This window comes from Promicromonospora panici (genome assembly GCF_900608595.1).
Lineage (GTDB): Bacteria > Actinomycetota > Actinomycetes > Actinomycetales > Cellulomonadaceae > Promicromonospora > Promicromonospora panici.
In genome coordinates, this window is sequence record NZ_UWYY01000020.1 from 41,875 (window position 1) to 59,607 (window position 17,733).

General features: G+C 71.8%; 21 protein-coding genes. 14 read left to right on the plus strand and 7 right to left on the minus strand.

Annotation, left to right across the window (positions count from 1 at the left end; translation table 11 throughout):
• Positions 1-12: 12 nt before the first annotated feature.
• On the minus strand, positions 13-429 hold the full coding sequence (locus tag EW117_RS22100) for a YciI family protein (protein ID WP_129788860.1): 417 nt from the start codon (positions 427-429) through the stop codon (positions 13-15).
• 170 nt (positions 430-599) lie between these two features.
• Positions 600-2,084: a tyrosine-type recombinase/integrase gene (locus EW117_RS22105; RefSeq protein ID WP_129788861.1), complete on the minus strand. Its 1,485-nt coding sequence runs from the start codon at positions 2,082-2,084 to the stop codon at positions 600-602.
• 116 nt (positions 2,085-2,200) lie between these two features.
• Between EW117_RS22105 and galE the strand changes: the two genes are divergently transcribed.
• A complete protein-coding gene (gene galE / locus EW117_RS22110) occupies positions 2,201-3,223 on the plus strand; it encodes a UDP-glucose 4-epimerase GalE (protein WP_129788862.1) in 1,023 nt (340 codons plus the stop codon).
• 39 nt (positions 3,224-3,262) lie between these two features.
• On the opposite strand, the gene EW117_RS22115 is transcribed toward galE, so the two are convergent.
• Complete coding sequence (locus tag EW117_RS22115) at positions 3,263-4,678, minus strand: 3'-5' exonuclease (RefSeq protein ID WP_129788863.1); 1,416 nt, start codon at positions 4,676-4,678, stop codon at positions 3,263-3,265.
• A gap of 207 nt (positions 4,679-4,885) precedes the next feature.
• Here EW117_RS22115 and EW117_RS22120 point away from each other — a divergent pair, with 207 nt between their 5' ends.
• The 3 genes from EW117_RS22120 (at position 4,886) to EW117_RS22130 (ending at position 7,330) form a co-directional block, all read left to right on the plus strand.
• A complete protein-coding gene (locus tag EW117_RS22120; RefSeq protein ID WP_129788864.1) occupies positions 4,886-5,221 on the plus strand; it encodes a hypothetical protein in 336 nt (111 codons plus the stop codon).
• 79 nt (positions 5,222-5,300) lie between these two features.
• A complete protein-coding gene (locus EW117_RS22125; RefSeq protein ID WP_129788865.1) occupies positions 5,301-6,257 on the plus strand; it encodes a ribonuclease Z in 957 nt (318 codons plus the stop codon).
• Positions 6,258-6,535: 278 nt separating this feature from the next.
• Positions 6,536-7,330, plus strand: a complete 795-nt coding sequence (locus EW117_RS22130) for a tyrosine-protein phosphatase (RefSeq protein WP_165362815.1) — start codon at positions 6,536-6,538, stop codon at positions 7,328-7,330.
• On the opposite strand, the gene EW117_RS22135 is transcribed toward EW117_RS22130, so the two are convergent.
• Entirely contained in the window at positions 7,281-7,811 is a 531-nt protein-coding gene (locus EW117_RS22135; RefSeq protein WP_129788867.1) for a GNAT family N-acetyltransferase, read from the minus strand. The genes EW117_RS22130 and EW117_RS22135 overlap by 50 nt on opposite strands.
• Positions 7,812-7,900: 89 nt before the next feature.
• On the opposite strand from EW117_RS22135, the gene EW117_RS22140 reads away from it, so the two are divergent.
• The 3 genes from EW117_RS22140 to EW117_RS22150 all read left to right on the plus strand — a co-directional run bounded on the left by EW117_RS22140 (position 7,901) and on the right by EW117_RS22150 (position 10,752).
• A complete protein-coding gene (locus EW117_RS22140) occupies positions 7,901-9,277 on the plus strand; it encodes an NAD-dependent malic enzyme (RefSeq protein WP_129788868.1) in 1,377 nt (458 codons plus the stop codon).
• Positions 9,278-9,435: 158 nt separating this feature from the next.
• Positions 9,436-9,684, plus strand: a complete 249-nt coding sequence (locus EW117_RS22145; RefSeq protein ID WP_129788869.1) for a hypothetical protein — start codon at positions 9,436-9,438, stop codon at positions 9,682-9,684.
• Positions 9,685-9,723: 39 nt separating this feature from the next.
• Entirely contained in the window at positions 9,724-10,752 is a 1,029-nt protein-coding gene (locus tag EW117_RS22150) for a LacI family DNA-binding transcriptional regulator (RefSeq protein ID WP_242504446.1), read from the plus strand.
• A 33-nt stretch (positions 10,753-10,785) separates the two neighbouring features.
• Here the strand turns inward: EW117_RS22150 and EW117_RS29520 are convergent, their stop codons facing one another.
• Positions 10,786-10,962: a hypothetical protein gene (locus tag EW117_RS29520; protein WP_165362816.1), complete on the minus strand. Its 177-nt coding sequence runs from the start codon at positions 10,960-10,962 to the stop codon at positions 10,786-10,788.
• Positions 10,963-11,073: 111 nt separating this feature from the next.
• Here EW117_RS29520 and EW117_RS22155 point away from each other — a divergent pair, with 111 nt between their 5' ends.
• The 4 genes from EW117_RS22155 (at position 11,074) to EW117_RS22170 (ending at position 14,324) form a co-directional block, all read left to right on the plus strand.
• Entirely contained in the window at positions 11,074-12,096 is a 1,023-nt protein-coding gene (locus EW117_RS22155) for an LLM class flavin-dependent oxidoreductase (protein WP_129788870.1), read from the plus strand.
• A gap of 104 nt (positions 12,097-12,200) precedes the next feature.
• Entirely contained in the window at positions 12,201-12,959 is a 759-nt protein-coding gene (locus EW117_RS22160; protein ID WP_129788871.1) for a GAF and ANTAR domain-containing protein, read from the plus strand.
• Positions 12,956-13,654, plus strand: coding sequence for a GAF and ANTAR domain-containing protein (locus EW117_RS22165; RefSeq protein ID WP_129788872.1), 699 nt, complete (start codon positions 12,956-12,958; stop codon positions 13,652-13,654). The genes EW117_RS22160 and EW117_RS22165 overlap by 4 nt, the downstream gene beginning before the upstream one ends.
• Positions 13,655-13,754: 100 nt before the next feature.
• Positions 13,755-14,324, plus strand: a complete 570-nt coding sequence (locus tag EW117_RS22170) for a carboxymuconolactone decarboxylase family protein (RefSeq protein WP_129788873.1) — start codon at positions 13,755-13,757, stop codon at positions 14,322-14,324.
• 11 nt (positions 14,325-14,335) lie between these two features.
• Here the strand turns inward: EW117_RS22170 and EW117_RS22175 are convergent, their stop codons facing one another.
• Entirely contained in the window at positions 14,336-15,028 is a 693-nt protein-coding gene (locus tag EW117_RS22175) for an AAA family ATPase (protein WP_165362817.1), read from the minus strand.
• Positions 15,029-15,302: 274 nt separating this feature from the next.
• Between EW117_RS22175 and EW117_RS22180 the strand changes: the two genes are divergently transcribed.
• Entirely contained in the window at positions 15,303-15,668 is a 366-nt protein-coding gene (locus tag EW117_RS22180) for a hypothetical protein (RefSeq protein ID WP_129788875.1), read from the plus strand.
• 39 nt (positions 15,669-15,707) lie between these two features.
• On the opposite strand, the gene EW117_RS22185 is transcribed toward EW117_RS22180, so the two are convergent.
• The gene (locus EW117_RS22185; RefSeq protein ID WP_165362818.1) at positions 15,708-16,559 is read right to left on the minus strand and encodes a phosphotransferase family protein; all 852 of its coding nucleotides are present in this window, start codon (positions 16,557-16,559) and stop codon (positions 15,708-15,710) included.
• A 190-nt stretch (positions 16,560-16,749) separates the two neighbouring features.
• Between EW117_RS22185 and EW117_RS22190 the strand changes: the two genes are divergently transcribed.
• Positions 16,750-17,205 carry a helix-turn-helix transcriptional regulator gene (locus EW117_RS22190; protein ID WP_129788877.1) on the plus strand — a complete coding sequence of 152 codons (456 nt, stop codon included), beginning with the start codon at positions 16,750-16,752 and terminating at the stop codon, positions 17,203-17,205.
• Positions 17,206-17,226: 21 nt separating this feature from the next.
• Complete coding sequence (locus EW117_RS22195; RefSeq protein ID WP_165362819.1) at positions 17,227-17,646, plus strand: VOC family protein; 420 nt, start codon at positions 17,227-17,229, stop codon at positions 17,644-17,646.
• Positions 17,647-17,733 lie beyond the last annotated feature (87 nt).

A 17,733-nucleotide genomic window follows, 5' to 3' on the forward strand; every position in this document is an offset into this window, starting at 1 on the left:
CTGTCGTCCGGCTTACTCGGCCGTGGTCAGCGACTCGGTCAGGAACGGCCGGACCTCGAGCCACTCGTAGATCGGGCGCCCGCCCTGGCCGGGCGCCGCGGACAGCTCGGCGGCGGCCTCGTAGGCCCGCTCCTGGGACTCGACGTCGATGATCATGAAGCCCGCGATCAGGTCCTTGGTCTCCGCGAACGGCCCGTCCGTCACCGGCGGCCTGCCCTCGCCGTCGTACCGGACGAACGTGCCCTCCGGCAGGAGCGCGCTCTCGCTGACGAACTCACCGCGCTCCGTCAGCTTCTCGGCGAACCGGCGCATGTAGTCGATGTGCGCCGTGATCTCCTCGGGCGTCCACTCGTCCATCGGTGCGTCCGTGCCGGGAACGGGCGCGGGGCCGCTGCGGCGGTAGTGCTTGAGCAGCAGGTACTTCGCCATGATTTTCTCCTTGGTCGAGGGCCGTCGTCGGCCCTGCGTCAGGGACGCTGTTCGCGCCCTCCGACCCTAGGACGGAGCCGGCTGGATCGTCTCGACATCAGGATCCTGATGCGCAGACAAGACTTCGCAGAAACTTCACGGAGGGTCTGGCGCTGCGCTTCGGAGCCACGTCAGACGGCGGCCCGGGCCCGCCCGCCGGCCCCGATCGCGGTGACGCTCGCGGTTGCTTCCGCAGGCGCGCCCGACCCGCCCGGCGCGAGCCCCGGCCCGACGGCGGCCGCCTGGAACGCCGCGCTCATCGTGTCGCCCAGCGCGTCCAGGTCGTCCTCGAACAGGCCCGCGTACGTCGACAGGGTGAGCACCGGAGACTCGTGCCCGAGCATCCGCTGCACCGCCTTGACGGTGGCCCCGCCGGAGATGGCGAGCGATGCGGCGGTGTGGCGCAGGTCGTGCAGCGTGAGCGTGTCGAAGTCCTCGGCGCCCGGCCCGAGCGTGGTCCGCGACAGGGCGTTCAGCAGCCGGGTGCGGCTCGCCTTCTCCCCGCGGGTCAGTGCGGGCGTCCGCCGGTCGCGGTGCGCCCGGTCGGCGTCGGACACCAGGGACCAGGTCGTCGGGTCGCAGACGCCCGTGGGCTCGATACCGCCGTCGGACTGGAGACGGCGGACCGCGGTGACCACGCCGTCGTCGTACAGGCCGGAGCCGGGCAGCCCCAGGGCCTCGCGCAGCGAGTGGACGGCGCGGCCGGCCGCGCCGACGGCGGGCCGGAACGCGGACCGGTCGAAGCTCTCGCGGCGCAGCGGGCCGCCGCGGGTCCCGGTGAACAAGAGGTCAGCGGGCGCGCGGCCGGCGGCCTGCACCGCGACCGCGTCGACGAGTGTCGCCGGCAGGGGGACCTCCCGGCGGGCGTGCGTCTTGGTGTCGCCGAGCAGGAGGGTGCCGTCGTCGAGGCGGGTGAAGGCCTTGGTGACGCGGACCCGGCGGCGCAGCGGGTCGACGTCGGCCACGGTCAGCGCGCTGACCTCGCCCCAGCGCAGGCCGGTCAGGGCCGTGAGCAGGACCAGCGTGCGCGTCTGCGGGGAGGCGGCCGCGTCCGCCACGCGCCGCAGCTGCTCGTGGGAGAGGTAGCGGTGCGGCTTGGTCTTCGGTGCACGGGGCAGGGTGGGCACCTTGCCCGACGGCGTCCGCGCGGGGTTCGTGCGCAGGCGCCGGGCGTCGACGGCTGCGTCGAGCAGCGCGACCAGGAGGCGGGCGGCGTCGCGGCGCCTGGCCGGGGAGGCGGTCTCGCCGGTGGTGGGGGAGGTCATGGTGGCGGCCCAGCGGGCGACGTCCTCGTGCGTGACCTGCCGCAGCGGCCGATCGCCGAAAGCGGGCTCCACCAGGGAACGGAAGCGCTCGCGCTCGGCCTCGATCGTGCGCGGCGCGCGGTCGACGCGGGACTCCTGCCAGGTGGCGAACCACTGCGCGACGGTGACACGGCTGGAGGCCGGATCCACCCACTCGGCGTGCTTGCCTGCCTCCTCCTGGCGCCGGGCCTCCGCGAGCGCCTCGCGCTTGACGGTGAAGCGGCGGGTGCTGCGCAGGCGCCCGTCGACCCGGAACCGGCCGATGTAGCCGGTGCGTCCGTCGGAGTCGGTGCGCTGCTCGGTGTACGCCACGTGGTGAGGGTAACGGGCGTGCTGGTGCAGGTCAGGGAGCGACGCGGGGCGCGGCGGCCCGTCCCGTGGGCTGGGCACTGCCCCTGTTGCGGCGTGTCGACCGGTAGTTTGGGATCATGCGCGTACTCGTCTCGGGTGGGGCCGGCTATATCGGCTCGCACACCGTCCTCGCCCTGGTTGCCGCTGGTCACGACGTCGTGGTGGTCGACGACTTCTCCAACTCGAAGCCCTCGGTCAAGGGCCGCCTGGAGGCGCTCGCCGGTCGCGAGATCCCGTTCCACGGCTTCAATCTGACCGACGCCGACAAGACCGAGGCGCTGTTCGCGCACGAGCGGATCGACGCGGTCATCCACTTCGCGGGGTTCAAGGCGGTGGGGGAGTCGGTGACGAAGCCGCTGGAGTACTACCGCAACAACCTCGACTCGACGTTCGCCCTGGCCACGTCGATGACGAAGTACGGCGTGACGAAGCTGGTGTTCTCGTCGTCGGCCACGGTGTACGGGGAGAAGGCCCCGGTGCCGTACCGGGAGGACTACGAGCACCTGTCCTCCTCGTCGCCGTACGGGCAGACCAAGGTGATGATCGAACGGGTCCTGACGGATATCGCGCAGATCTCCGAGGGCTGGAAGGTGGCGCTGCTGCGCTACTTCAACCCGGTGGGCGCGCACGAGAGCGGCGACATCGGCGAGGACCCGCAGGGCATCCCGAACAACCTGATGCCGTTCATCGCGCAGGTAGCGGTCGGACGCCGCGACAAGCTGACGGTGTTCGGGAACGACTACCCGACGGCGGACGGCACGGCCGAGCGTGACTACCTGCACGTGACCGACCTAGCGGCCGGGCACGTCGCCGCGCTCGAGCACCTCGACGACATGGCCGAGCCGGCGCGCGCGTTCAACCTGGGCACGGGCACGGGGACGTCGGTGCTGCAGCTGCTGAAGGCCTTCGAGCGTGCGGTCGGTCGCGAGCTGCCCTATGAGTTCGGGCCGCGCCGGGCCGGTGACCTGCCCGCGTTCTGGGCCGATCCGACGCGCGCGAACACCGAGCTGGGCTGGCACGCGACCAAGACGATCGACGACATGTGCGCCGACACCTGGCGCTGGCAGTCCAAGAACCCGCGAGGCTTCCCGGACGCCTGACCTCGGGGCTGGACACGAGTCAGCCCATCGTGGGCCGGGTCAGATCACCGGGTTGCCGATCGGCGGGGTCTCCAGCCGGTCGAACTCGAGCTGGGGCACACCCTCGTCCGGGTCGGGCTCGTCGCCGGGCCGGCGGTCCGACCGGGTCGGCCGCAGGATGGGCCGCAGCTCGGCGGACGCGTGCCGGGCTTCGCGCGCCGGCGGGTCGGGCACCGACAGGTCGTGCAGCGTCTGGTCGGTAAGCGCCTGGCCCTTCGTCGCCTGGTCCTGTGCAGCCTTGTCCTGCTGGGCCCCATCCCGCGCGGCCGCATGCGCCGTCCGGTCGACCGGCTCCGCGTGTGCCTCCTCGAAGGCCCGCACGATCGACCACGGCAGCCGGATGTACCCCTCGACGTCGAACCCGTTGGCGATGGCCCAGGCACGCATCTGCGCGGGGGTCGCGACGCTGCGACCGTCCGTGGGCTTCTTGGCGCCCGACTCGTCGACCAGCTTGGGGAACTCGACAGGTGTCGCCTCGACGATCGGCTCGATCACCGCGTCCCGAGGGCAGCCGAGCGTGTCCGCGACGCGCCACAGCTCCTGGCGGGCCTCCAGGTGGTAGCGGTCGGCCTCGATCGCCTGGTGCACGAGCGCGTCGAAGAACTTCCTACGGATGCCGGACGCCGCCTCGGGCGTGAGCCGGTAGAGCGGCTCGGTGTCGGCCAGCCCGGCGGCGGTCTCGGGCGTGAGCCGGCCGTCCTGGAGCGTCTCCGCGACGAGCGCGAGGTAGCCGTGGGTGTGCACGTCCGCGACGGCGGAGATGGCGTCCGCGAGCGGCTGCCCGCCGAGCATCGTCAGGATGCCCGGTCCGCGGCGGCCCGGCCACGGGCGCGGAGCCTTGGCCACCCGGCTGGGCCCCTCGGGCCAGGGGTAGACCCAGGCGCGCAGAGTGACCTGCAGCAGCTCGGGCAGGTCCGGCACCCCGCCCACGCTCTGCACGAACCGGGACAGCAGGCCGGCGGTGGCGCGCGCCTCGTTCACCGGGCTGGTGTGCGGTGGGCTGCCGCCGCCCTCGAACGGGACTCCTGCGGCGGTGCAGCAGTCCGACAGGCGGCGGTGCGCCAGTCCCGGCAGGTAGTGGTAGCTCGCGTCGAGCGTCGTCATCTGAGCGAACGTGGGAAGCTGCCATCCCAGGTGGGCCAGCTCCGCCCGCAGCACCTCGATGCCGAGCCGGCCGTTGTGCGTCACGATCGCCATCTGCGACAGGCGCTCGCGCAGGGTGGAGGCGACGTCGGCGAGCGCGATCCACGCGCCGTCGGGGTGCAGCACCGCGGACCACTCGTCGACGACGGCGCCGCGCTCGTCTATGCGCACGACAGCGATCTCCCGCAGGCGCGCACGAGCGACCTCGATGCCGGTGATCCTTGTCGACACCGCTGCGTACGCAGGCTTGCCTACGCGTTCATCCCTCGCCATGCGCGTCCTTTCTCGACAGCCGTGCCGCCGGTAGCGCTACGACGCGCCACAGAGTGCCATCAGTGCGAGAGTCCCGAAAGTGGAGATCGTACGAATATGTCGGATTTCGTGAAAATCACTGCCAAAGCTGGCGGGCCGCCCCCCGATTATTAACACTTGTAGAGGGTGTTTGGCCACCGTCTGGGGTGGGTCAAAAGGGAGGTCACGGTGTTGTCGAAGCTCTCGGTGATGGACTGGCGTGCGATCGCGGCGCTGGGGTTCGCTCTTCCGTACGTGGCGCTGGTGCTTCTGGGGGATCGGTTCGGGTGGCTGGAGCCCTCCGCATCCGACGCTCTGACCAGCCCAATTACCATTGTGACACTGGGCTGCCTGCTCGCCGGAGCGGCACTGGCGCTGGCGCCGGTGCTCCAGGACGGAACCTACCCCGTCCTCAACATCCTCGTCGGCGGAGCCATGCTGCTCGGATTCGTCTGGGCGGTTCTCGTACTGGCGCAGGCCAAGTATGGGTGTGACCCGCTGAACGCGTTGCCAGGCTGCGGGTGATCTTTCGGAAGTTGGTGCCGGCGGTGCACGCCCGGTGATTTCGCGTGTCGGTTCCGGCGCGTTGGGACACAATGCGAACGTGTTCCAGCGCCCCGCCAACCACCGCGTCTCGAGCCGGGAGCTCGTGACGCTCGGCACTGCCAGCCAGGTGCCGACGCGCACCCGCAACCACAACGGCTACGCCCTGTTCTGGGACGACGAGGTCATCCTGTTCGACCCCGGCGAGGGCACCCAGCGCCAGCTGCTGTACGCCGGGATCTCCGCGACGGACCTGACGCGGATCGCGATCACGCACCTGCACGGCGACCACAGCCTCGGCCTGGCCGGTGTCGTGCAGCGCATCAGCCTCGACGCCGTGCCGCACACCGTGCCGGTGACGTTCCCTGCGTCCGGCCGGCGCTGGGTCGAGGCGCTGTGCGACGCCACGGCCTACTACCACCAGGAACGCCTGGCCCTGCAAGGGCTGACCAGGGACGGCGTCGTGCCGCGGGTGCCCGGCGAGCTGCACGGCCCGGCGACGCTGCGCGCGGCGCGCCTCGACCACTCCCTGGAGGCGTACGGCTACCGGCTCGACGAGCCCGACGGCCGGCGCATGGACCCCGACCGGCTGGCGGCCGCGGGTATCACCGGGCCCGACGTCGGACGCCTGGCCCGGGAAGGCACGCTGCGGACGGCGCGCGGCACGGTCCGGGTCGAGGACGTCAGCGACCCGCGTCCGGGACAGTCGTTCGCATTCGTCATGGACACCCGGATGTGCGCGGCCGTGGAGAGCCTGGCGGACGGCGTGGACCTGCTCGTCATCGAGTCGACGTTCCTGGACCGCGACCGGAACCTGGCCCGCGACCACGGACACCTGACCGCCCTGCAGGCGGCGACCGTGGCCGCCCGGTGCGGGGTGCGCAGCCTCGTACTGACCCACTTCTCGCAGCGGTACACCGACCCGACGGAGTTCGAGAAGGAGGCCCGCACCATGTTCGACGGCGACCTCACCGTTGCAGCCGACCTGGACCGGATCCCGGTACCGCGACGCAGGTAGGACGGGTCGCCCTTGACAAGGCCGGGCCGAGCAGCTGACCCGGGACCACAGTCGTCGCCGCACTGATCGAGGAGGGGCGCCTCACCGAGGAGGAGGCGCTCTCGCACTCCGACCGCAACCTGCTCAACCGCGCGATCGTCCCGGCCGGGACCGACGGTGGTCGTCGTGGACCTGCAGGAATGACCACACCTCTCGGCACCAGAGGCAGCGGCCAGGACCGTGTCCAGGGGCAGTTCTCCCCGTTGACCTGCCCCTGGCGCCGAACCACGATGCCGCCCATGAGCAACCCAGCCATGCGCACGAACCGGGACGGGACCTGGGCCGGGATCTGGGACGGCGCCGTCAACCTCCGCGACCTCGGCGGCCTCCCGCTCGACGACGGCGACACGACAGTGCCCGGGAAGGTCTGGCGCTCCGGCGCCCCCGAACCCATCACCCCCACCGGGTGGGCCGAGGCGCTCGAGGCGGGCCTGACCACCGTCGTCGACCTGCGCAACGCCGCCGAGATCGCCCAGGCCCACGACCACCTGCCCGACGCCGTCCGCCCGGGCCGGATAGTCACGCACCACACCCCGACCGAGGACCCCGGCGACCCCCACTTCCTCGAGGCCTGCGGGCCCTGGCTGGACCACCCCCGCTCCTACGCGCCCAACACCGCCATGTACCCCCACCTGTTCGGCGCGGTCTTCCGGGCGCTCGCGGACGCCGCAGGTCCCGTCCTCGTGCACTGTTCAGCGGGTCGTGACCGTACTGGGATGATCACGGCGATGCTGCTGTCGTTGACGGGGGTGGAGCACGGCGCGATTGCCGACGACTACGAGCAGGCGTTCCGCGGCACCGTCCACCGCGGCGGTATCGCCTACGACCCTGTGCAGGGTGCCTGGGTGCAGGCCGAGAGGGAAACGTGGACGGCGCACGAGATGGACGAGCGGGTCCGCGAGCGCCGTGCGGCGCTCCTAGAGTGGCTGGCCGACCTGGACCCGGTCGCCTACCTGCGGTACGCGGGGCTGGACGAGGGACGGATCACGGGCTTGCGGTCTCGCCTGCGACGGCCGGCAGCTCCAGGGTCATGAACACGCTGTTCGGGTCGAGGGTGTAGCTCCCGAACGGGCCGCACTCGGTGAACCCGTGGCGGGCGTAGAGCCGGCGTGCGGGGGCGAAGTAGTCCTGGGATCCCGTCTCCAGGCTGACGCGCAAGTACTCGCGGCGCTCCGCCTCGGCCAGGACGGCCTTCAGCACCTCCGAAGCTACGCCCCGGCCGCGGGCCCGAGAGGTCGTCCGCATGGACTTGATCTCGCCGTGTCGCGGTTCGGCGCCGAGGTCGAGCTCGCTCAGTGCGCCGCAGCCGAGCAGTACGCCGTCGTGGTCCCGCGCGGTCCAGAAGGTGACCGTCGGCGCGAGCAGGGCCGAGTGGTCCAGGGCGTGCACGCTCTCTGCGGGGGAGGTGGCGAACATGTCGGTGAGGTGCTCGTCGAGGAGCACGCGGACGTCGTCGCGAGCGGGGGAGTCTGGGGCGATCTTCACGGCAGTAGTTTGCGCGATCGCCGTCCGCATCGCGGGCCCGTGTGGCGCACGTCACGTCGCGCGGGTAGGAATGTCTCCTCGTGCGCGGACTCCCGCGTGTGCAACCAAGGAGAACCACGATGTCGCTGCCCAGCCCGAGCTACACCATCACCCTGCGCGTGGAGGTGGCCGCATCGCAGCGCGCCACGAGCTCGGTGGTAGCGGCCGTAGCCGACGCGGGCGGTGCGGTCATGGGCGTGGACATCGCGCACTCGACGTCGCACGGCCTGGTCGTTGACGTCACGTGCGACACGATCGACGCGGAGCACGGTGAGCGCGTCGTGGCGGCCGTGAATGCGATCGAGGGCGCTGAAGTGCTCAAGTCGAGCGACTCGACGTTCCTGATGCACCTGGGCGGCAAGATCGAGGTCACGAACAAGGTGCCGCTCAAGACGCGCCGTGACCTCTCGCGTGCGTACACGCCGGGCGTGGCCCGCGTGTGCCTGGCCATCGCGGACAACCCCGAGGACGCGCGCCGGCTGACGATCAAGCGCAACACCGTTGCGGTGGTCACGGACGGCACCGCGGTGCTCGGCCTGGGCGACATCGGGCCGGCGGCCGCGCTGCCGGTCATGGAGGGCAAGGCGGCCCTGTTCAAGGAGTTCGGCGGCGTGGACGCCTGGCCGGTGTGCCTGGACACGACCGACACCGACGAGATCGTGCGGATCGTCAAGGCGATGGCACCCGTGTACGGGGGAGTGAACCTGGAGGACATCGCGGCGCCGCGCTGCTTCGAGATCGAGGCGCGGCTGCGCGAGGAGCTGGACATCCCCGTCTTCCACGACGACCAGCACGGTACGGCGATCGTGGTGCTGGCGGCCCTGGTCAACGCGTTGAAGGTGGTCGACAAGAAGCTCGCGGACGTGCGGATCGTCGTGTCCGGCGTCGGCGCGGCGGGCAACGCGATCATCCGGCTGCTCAAGGCGCAGGGGGCGCGGCACATCGTGGCGTTCGGGCGCGACGGCGCCCTGCACCCCGGCGTGGTGACCGAGGACCCGCACCGGCGCTGGATCGTGGAGAACACGAACGTGGACGGGTTCTCGGGCACGCTCCAGGAGGGCCTCAAGGGCGCCGACGTGTTCGTCGGGGTCTCGGCGGGGGGCATCCTTTCGGGTGCCGACGTCGCTCAGATGGCCGAGCGCGCCGTCGTCTTCGCGCTGGCGAACCCGACGCCGGAGGTGGACCCGCTCGAGGCTGCCGAGACGGCCGCCGTGGTGGCCACGGGCCGCAGCGACTACCCCAACCAGATCAACAACGTGCTGGCCTTCCCGGGCCTGTTCCGGGGCCTGCTGGACACGGGCGCCAAGGACATCACGACCGAGCTGCTGCGGGTGGCTGCGGTGGCGATCGCGGACGTCGTAGGGCCGGACGAGCTGAACAGCGCCTACATCATCCCGGGCGTGTTCGACCACCGGGTCGCGGAGGCCGTCGCCGACGCGGTGCGCAAGCAGGCGTGAGCTAGCGCGGCGCGAGCGGGTGTGAGGTCGGGCGGAACGCGCCGGCCAGCGACTCCGACGTTTGTCCCCACCCTCCTCTTGACCGGTACAGAAACGCAGGGTTACCGTGAGGCGTACAAGTTCTGTACCGGTCAAGAAACCAGGAGGAGGTGACCGTGATGCACGAGTACGCCGGTGGGAACCTCGCGCTGCGGCGCGTGGTCGCCGAGGTGAACAGCGCCCGCCCGGACGCCCCGGTCGTGGACGGAGGGCAGAACCGGCGCGGGCGCCCTGCCCGGGTCTCGCGCCGTCTCGCCCGCCGTCCTGTAAGCCGTGGTACGCGGCTGCGGGTGGTGCTGGCGGGTGCGCTGCGCGGGGTTGCGGCCCGGCTCGACCCACCGTGCCCGACGCCGCAGGCTCTGCGGTAAGCCGTGGCACGCGGCGGGTCGGGAACGTGGGGGAGCGGTGTGAGCGATACTGGCGTGGATATGGCCAAGGTGACGTTGCAGTCCGTCGCGGACGAGGTCGGTGTGAGCCGGATGACGGTGTCGAACGCCTTCTCGCGCCCCGACCAGCTGTCCAAGGACCTGCGGGAGCGCATTCTCGCCACGGCGGAGCGGCTCGGCTACAGCGGGCCAGACCCGGCGGCCCGGGCGCTGGCCCGGGGCCGTACCGGGTCCGTCGGGCTCCTGCTGAACGGCCCGCTCAGCGAAGCGTTCGAGGACGATGTCTCGGCGGAGTTCGTGGCCGCCGTCGCCGACGAGCTGACCCGTCGCGGGCTGGCGCTGACCGTCCTGACCCCGCCGCAGGACGACGGGTTCCTGCCCGCGCGCGACGTCGCCGTGGACGGTGCCCTGGTCTACACGTGCGACCCGGACTCCGCGGGGGTCGTGTGGCTGGGGCGGCGCAAGCTGCCCGTGGTCGCCGTCGACCAGGACCTTGGGTCCGACGTGACCACCATCGGCGTCGACGACGTCAGCGGCGCGCGGGCCGGGGCGCAGCACCTGCTCGACCTCGGCCATCGCCGGATCGGGGTCCTCGCACTGACCGAGCAGTACGCGCTCGACCCGCCCAACCGGGACCGCCTGCTCGGGTGGCGGGAGACGCTGGCGGCGTCCGGGGTGGAGCCGGTCGTCGCGCGGACGACGCTCCTGCCCCGGTCGGCGGCCCTGGAGGCGGCCACGGAGCTGCTGGAGTCGTCCGACGTCACGGCGGTGCTGTGCTTCGACGACGTGTTCGCCCGTGCCGTGATCACGGCGGCCGCCGCACTGGGGCGGTCCGTGCCGGGTGACCTGTCGGTGGTCGGCTACGACGACAGCCGGGTCGCCACGGCGGGTGTTCCCGCGCTGACCACGGTGCGACAGGACGTGACGACCAAGGGGCACCTGGCCGCGGGGGCGCTGGCGGATCTGCTCGGCGGCCGTGCCGCATCGTCGCACACACTGCCGACCGAGCTGGTCGTCAGGGACAGCACCGGACCGGTGCCGGCGCCCTGACCTGCGAGAGAACTGACCCGCGAGAGCCTCTGGTCAGCCCATGCCGGCGATCGCGGTGTTCACGATGTTGCTGACCACCGCTGCAGTGCCGAGCACGAGGACGAGCAGGGCGCCGGTGGAGGCGACGAGAGGGATCCACCAGCGGACGGGCTCCGGCTGGTCACGGTTGTTGGTGCGGTTCGGGAAGTTGTTGTTCACACTGTTGCTCACACTGATTAAGACGCGTGGGAACCGGAAAACGATGCCCCGGTGCCGATAACAGTTCGGGAACGGTCCGCGGTCCCGGGACGGGGCGCACACCCCGGAGGAGTTGAGGTCAGCGTGAAGAAGATCGGGTTCCTGTCCTTCGGTCACTGGACGCCGCATCCGCAGTCGGGCACGCGCTCGGCGTCGGACGCGCTGCTGCAGTCGATCGACCTGGCCGTGGCCGCCGAGGAGCTGGGCGCCGACGGCGCCTACTTCCGCGTGCACCACTTCGCGCGCCAGCTCGCCTCACCGTTCCCGCTGCTGGCGGCGATCGGGGCGCGCACCAGCCGCATCGAGATCGGCACGGGCGTCATCGACATGCGCTACGAGAACCCGCTGTACATGGCGGAGGACGCCGGGGCGGCGGACCTCATCTCGGGCGGACGGCTGCAGCTCGGCATCAGCCGGGGGTCACCCGAGCAGGTCATCGAGGGTTACCGGCACTTCGGGTACGAGCCCGCGCCGAAGGACGCCGGCGCCGCCGACCTCGCCCGCGAGCACACCGCCCGGTTCCTGGAGGTGCTCGACGGCGAGGGGTTCGCCGAGCCGAGCCCGCGCCCCATGTTCCCGAACCCGCCCGGGCTGCTGCGGATCGAGCCGCACTCCGAGGGGCTGCGCCGGCGCATCTGGTGGGGTGCGGGTTCGCGCGCCACCGCGGAGTGGACGGCCGCGCAGGGCATGAACCTCATGTCGTCCACGCTGCTGACCGAGGACACCGGGGTGCCGTTCCACCGGCTGCAGGCCGAGCAGATCCAGCGGTTCCGCGACGCGTGGGCCGAGGCGGGGCACGAGTTCGAGCCACGGGTGTCCGTCAGCCGCAGCATCTTTCCCATCACCGACCAGCGCGACCGGCAGTACTTCGGCATGGAGGTCTACAGCGAGGACCAGGTCGGCCACCTCGACACCGGTCCCGCCCGGTTCGGCAAGACGTACGCGGGCGAGCCCGACCAGCTCGTCGAGGACCTGCGCGAGGACGAAGCCGTCCAGGCCGCCGACACGCTGTTGCTGACCGTGCCCAACCAGCTCGGCGTCGACTACAACGCGCACGTCATCGAGAACATCCTCAAGCAGGTGGCGCCCGCGCTCGGGTGGCGGTGAGCGAAGTTGCCACCGGCCCCGTACCGCCAGGATCGGGGGCATCTCTGCGGCTGCGATTTGCCTCAGAAGTGGGACAATCGCGGGCAAGGAGGAGATCAACGGTCATGGACGGCGCCGAGATCCTGGCGCTGCTCGCACGCACCCTGGCGCGCAAGCAGACGGCAGGCCAGTCAGAGGGGCACCTTGCGGCCCGGCTGTGCGACGCGTGCACGGAGATCCTCGGCGCCGACGCCGGCACGCTCACGATCGACTCGGCGACCGAACGCCTGGCCGTCCGCACGGCGGAGTTCCCGTTCGCACAGTTCGAGGACCTCCAGGTCGTGCTCGGCGAAGGCCCGGCCCAGCTCGCGCTCGCCGAGCAACGCGCCGTGGTCACGCACCTGAGCGAGCACCAGAGGGACACCGACTCGTTCCCCGTCTTCACCTCGATGGCGTCCGACCTGGACGGGCCGCTGACCGTGTGCGCAGTGCCGATGCGACCCGGCGGCCGGATCGTCGGCGTCCTGACCCTGTACCTCCGGGCCGACAGGTTGGCCCGGACCCTGAAAGAAGCACAGTTCCTCGCCGACGCCGCGGGCGCGGCACTGCTCGGCGACCCCGGAACCGCCGATGTCGATGCCCAGCCGTCCTGGGCGCAGCGCGCCCGCGTGCACCAGGCCACCGGGCTCGTCGTCGCCCAGCTCGGGATCGCACCCGCGGACGCCCTCGCGGTCCTGCGCGCGCACGCCTTCGGCCGTGCGTCGACCCTGGAGTCCGTGGTGGACGACGTCCTGGACCGCACACTGTCCTTCTCGTACGAGAGGGCAGACGCCGACTCCGACGGCATCATCTCGAAACAGCACCCACGAACCGAGGAGTCATGACACCGCGTACCCCTGCCGACACGCTCGCGCTGACCACGGCCGCGCTGCTGCACGACCACGACGTGACGGACCTGCTCTACAGCATCGTGCGCGACAGCGCCCGCTTCACCGGGTCGGACGCGGCCGGGCTGCTGGTCCGCACCGCGGGCGGCGCCCTGGAGCTGCTGAGCGCGACGTCGCACGCCGCCGTCGAGCTGGAGCTGTACCAGGCGCAGGTCGACGAGGGCCCATGCGTCGACGTCCTGCGCCAGGGGGAGCCGGTCGCTGCCGTCGGCGCCGACGCGATCCGACGACGCTGGCCGACCGTCGGCGCCGCCATCGTCCAGGCCGGCTTCAGCGCCGTGCACGCCTACCCACTGAACTGGCGCGACGGCGCGCTGGGCGGCCTCAACCTGTTCCGTCACCCCGCCCGGGCCGACGACGCCGAGCAGACCGCGACCGCCAGATCCTTCGCCGACATGGCAGCGCTCGTCCTGGTCCAGCCCGAACGGCTCGAGCACGACGACGTCGCCACGGGCCTCGCCCACGCCCTCGACGGTCGAGTCATCATCGAGCAGGCCAAGGGCGTCCTGGCCCAACAGCTCGACGTCGACATGGAGACGGCGTACACGGCGCTCGTCGACCTCGCGGCGCAGAACGCCATACCCTTGTCGTCCATGGCGTACGCCGTCGTCCACCAGGCCTACCGCCGCTGAGCGCCCGGCTGACCGCCGACCAGGCCGCGCGCGGGCCGGACCCCGCGATGTCACCCGGTGCTTCTCTGTCGGGCCGACGACAGCGGTGGCACGCTGGAGCATGACGATCATCAGGACGCCCGAGCCGGCCGAGGCGACGGGAGCCTGGGCCGAGGTGTACGCGGGCGACCAGGAGTCGCTCGGGTACGTGCCCAGCCACACCCGCGTGATGGCCACCAACCCCGACGCGCAGCACGCCTTCGAAGCGCTCGTGGGCGCCGTCGTCCCGAGCCTGGGCCTGCGACTGTACGAGCTGGTGACCCTTGCCGCGGCCGGCGCGATCGGGTCGCGGGCCTGCCGGCTCGCGCACGGGCGCAAGTCCCGCACCGTGTTCGACGACGCCCAGCTCGAGCGGATCGCCCGCGACTTCCGCACCGCCGGCCTCACGGAGCTGGAGGTGGCGGCGATGGACGTCGCCGAGCGGCTCAGCCGCGACTCCTCGGCGATGACCCAGGCCGACAGCCTGCGGCTGCGCGAGCTCGGACTCACCGACCGGCAGATCGTCGACGTCGTGCTCGCGGCAGCAGCGCGCAACTACTACAGCCGCGCACTGCACGCCCTCGCCGTCGTCCCGGACGTGCCACCCGACCTGCCCGAGCCGCTGCGGGACGCGCTCGTCGAAGGGCTCTGACCCGGAGGGTTCTAGCGTCGAGGATCTCCGGCCGGGAGCCGGCGCCTAGCCAGCTCACGGACCGGCCGGAACGCGTCACACCTCGCCATCAGGTAGACACCCGACCACGGGCCACGCGGCCCGCCGTCGAGGTCCGCGAGCGCCGAGCGCTGCGCCGTCCACCGTTCCCAGTGCCGCACGAACTCCTCGGGTCGCACGACCCGGCCACGGTCCAGCTGCCCGTCCAGCGCGTCGTCCAGGGAGACGTCGACCGCCACCAGCACGGGATCCCAGCCCCGCGACCGGGCCAGCAGCCCCAGGCTCTCTCGCCGGCGCTCACGGGTGGCGGTGTCGTGCACCAGGAGCGGTGCGCCCGAGCGTGGTCCGCGCAGCAGGTACAGCAGCGTGACGGCGGCGTGCAGCGTGTGCACCGCCCACCGGTAGGCCGCGTACGGCACCCAGGAGGGCAGGCGCCTGGCGAAGCCTCTGCGGTAGCGGTCGGGGTCGAGGACGACGCTGCCGGGGACGTCGTCGGCGATCCGGGCCAGCAGGGTGCTCTTGCCGGCGCCGGGGACGCCTCCCACCACGATCAGCAGCGGGTCGGGCGTGCTGCCGGGCGTGTTGCCGGCGGGGTTGTCGGGGGTGTTGCCAGGCGCACGATGGGGGGAGTCACCGGGGGAGCCAGGTACCGGGCGCAGCCAGGACAGGGGAGCGGAAGTCGTCACGTGGTCCTCCATGCGTAGGGGGCCGGGTGAGCAGCATCGCGCGAGCCGATCCAGGATCGCCGGGAACACCCTGAGAGGATGCTGGACGCGATTCACGGACCGGGGCGAGCCTCGGCGTCGGGCACGGGGCGGGATCCCGTCGGCGCAGGTCGCCGGATGCTCATTTCACCCCTAGAACGGACGAAACCGTCACGTTTGTTCCCGGTTTCGGCGGTGAGTCCTGGCTGGTCGGGACCTGTATCGCCGGTCCGGCGATCCCGCTAAGGTCTGCCGCGTGAAGCGCTTCCTCCTCGGCGTCCTGTCCGGTGTGGTGATCGCCCTGGCGGGCATCGGCACCTGGTCGGTGGTCGCCGACCACCTACGACCCCGCCTGGTCCAGGAGGTGTGCGACCCCGGCGCCGACTCGGCGCCGGTGTGCGTCCAGCTGCGCGACGACGGGACACCGGGCGGTGTGCTGTGGGTAGCCCGCAAGGATCCGGACCTCGGCCCGCGCATCAGCTACGTCGCCAGCCCGTTCACCGATCTCGAGCACGACACGGCCGAGGAGATCGACGTGGCGTTCGAGAGCGACCACCTCGTCGTGCACGGGTCTGACGGCTCGGAGCTGGTCCTCACCGAGGACTTCTACCGGGAGGACTGACGCCCGCCCGTCGCAGGCCTGGCTGTCGCCGGCCGGCCGCTACACGCCGAGCCGGTCGGCGAGATACCGCGCCCGACGCCGCACGCGATCGATGCCCGCGGGGTCGTTGTAGGCGGCGAACGGCGGCCACAGGAAGACCAGGACGGCCAGCTCCTCCAGCATCAGGCTCCGCTCGAGCTCGATGGCATCGAGGTGGACGCCGGCACACGCACACTCCCGCAGGTACTCCTCGAACAGCACGGCCGGCACCCGCGTGCCGGACGGCGTCGCCCGGACGCTGAGCAGCGCGAGGTCCGACGTCGCGCGCCCCGTACCCGACTCCTGCCAGTCGCAGAGCACGACGTCGTTCCCGTGCACCACGTTCCCGGTGTGGCAGTCGCCGTGCACGAACACCGGCGGCGCCGACCCCAGCCGGTCGCGCAGCGCGCCACGACCCGCCAGGAGCTCGTCGAGCCGCGGAAGACGACCCGACCAGAACCCGGCCACCGCGTCGAGGTCCGGGGCCGCGAGCGCGCTCAGCAGGGCGTCCGGACGGTCCCAGTCGCCCGCCGGCACCGGCATCGTGTGCAGCCGGGCCAGCGTGCCACCGAGCCCGCGCCACAGCTCCGGCGACCAGACCGCGACATCGCGCTGCTCGCCGGCGTCGCCCAGGAGCAACGCGACGCCCGCATCGGCCTCGAACGCCCCCAGCAGCGGGGGAACGCACACCGGCGCGTCCGGACCCACCCGGCGATAGAACCGCAGCTCCCGCCCGGCAGCGGCAAGCGCGTCACCACCCAGCTCGGCTCCCGTGACCTTCAGGTACGCCGAACCGCCGTCGGGCAGCCACACACGACGCACCCCCGCGCCGGAACGCGCGTCGGCCGGCGAGGCCCCTCCCGTGAGACGCACCCCGAACACCTCAAGAGCCGACACCATCAGGTCACACAGGTCACGCTCCGGCGCAGGCACCCCCTCAACCTAGCGACGCACACCGACACACCTCCCCGGCCCCGGAACACCCGGTCTCCGGAAGGCCACGCCACCGAAAACCGCACAAGACACCAGACACGAGCCACCAGCACGTGGCAACATCACACACGTGACCAGCAAAGCCGCCGACACCGACCACCTGCGCGACCTCGTCCTCCTGCGCCGCGTCCGCGACCGCATGGACCGCGAGTACACCCAGCCCCTCGACGTCGCGGCGCTCGCGGCCGGGGTCCACATGTCGGCCGGACACCTGTCACGGCAGTTCAAGGCCGCCTACGGAGAATCCCCGTACAGCTACCTCATGACCCGGCGCATCGAACGCGCCATGATGCTGCTGCGCCGCGGAGACCTCAGCGTCACCGAGGTCTGCTTCGCCGTCGGCTGCTCATCGCTCGGCACGTTCAGCACCCGGTTCACCGAGCTCGTCGGCGTACCACCCAGCGTGTACCGCAACGACCCCCTCGCCGCCGAGGCGATCGACACCGCCGGGCTGCCCGCCTGCATCGCCAAACAAGTCACCAGACCGGTCAGGAATCGAGAAGCGCCGCTCAGAGCCCGGTCCTAGCGTGGCCGCATGAACACACACATGAGCACGAACACAGACATCACCATCCACCAGACCTTCCTCCCGCACACCGACCCCGAGGCCTCCCTCGCCTTCTACCGCGACGCCCTCGGCTTCGAGGTCCAGCTCGACGTCGGCCAGGGCGACATGCGCTGGATCACCGTCGGCCCCGCCGGACAGCCCGACACCTCGATCGTGCTGACCCCGCTCGGCGCGGACCCCGGCGTCACCGACGCCGAGCGCCGGACCGTCGCCGAGATGATGGCCAAGGGCACCTACGCCGCCGTCATCCTCGGCGCCAAGGACCTCGAAGCCACGTTCGAACGCGTCCAGGCCAGCGGCGCTGAAGTCATGCAGGAGCCGGTCGACCAGCCCTACGGCTTCCGCGACTGCGCCTTCCGCGACCCGGCCGGCAACACCGTCCGCATCAAGCAGCTCTGACCCGACACCATGTGCATCCCAGGACTGGCGGCACACGCGGCCGCGGCGGGGACATCCCGTCCCCGCCGCCCGCAGGCCGACGCCGAA

Coding starts and splice junctions, on each gene's coding strand:
- EW117_RS22195 (WP_165362819.1), top strand. CDS start 17,227: ATGAGCACGAACACAGACATCACCATCCACCAGACCTTCCTCCCGCAC.
- galE (WP_129788862.1), top strand. CDS start 2,201: ATGCGCGTACTCGTCTCGGGTGGGGCCGGCTATATCGGCTCGCACACC.
- EW117_RS22170 (WP_129788873.1), top strand. CDS start 13,755: ATGACGATCATCAGGACGCCCGAGCCGGCCGAGGCGACGGGAGCCTGG.
- EW117_RS22115 (WP_129788863.1), bottom strand. CDS start 4,678: ATGGCGAGGGATGAACGCGTAGGCAAGCCTGCGTACGCAGCGGTGTCG.
- EW117_RS22130 (WP_165362815.1), top strand. CDS start 6,536: ATGAGCAACCCAGCCATGCGCACGAACCGGGACGGGACCTGGGCCGGG.
- EW117_RS22165 (WP_129788872.1), top strand. CDS start 12,956: ATGACACCGCGTACCCCTGCCGACACGCTCGCGCTGACCACGGCCGCG.
- EW117_RS22140 (WP_129788868.1), top strand. CDS start 7,901: ATGTCGCTGCCCAGCCCGAGCTACACCATCACCCTGCGCGTGGAGGTG.
- EW117_RS22145 (WP_129788869.1), top strand. CDS start 9,436: ATGCACGAGTACGCCGGTGGGAACCTCGCGCTGCGGCGCGTGGTCGCC.
- EW117_RS22135 (WP_129788867.1), bottom strand. CDS start 7,811: ATGCGGACGGCGATCGCGCAAACTACTGCCGTGAAGATCGCCCCAGAC.
- EW117_RS22160 (WP_129788871.1), top strand. CDS start 12,201: ATGGACGGCGCCGAGATCCTGGCGCTGCTCGCACGCACCCTGGCGCGC.
- EW117_RS22100 (WP_129788860.1), bottom strand. CDS start 429: ATGGCGAAGTACCTGCTGCTCAAGCACTACCGCCGCAGCGGCCCCGCG.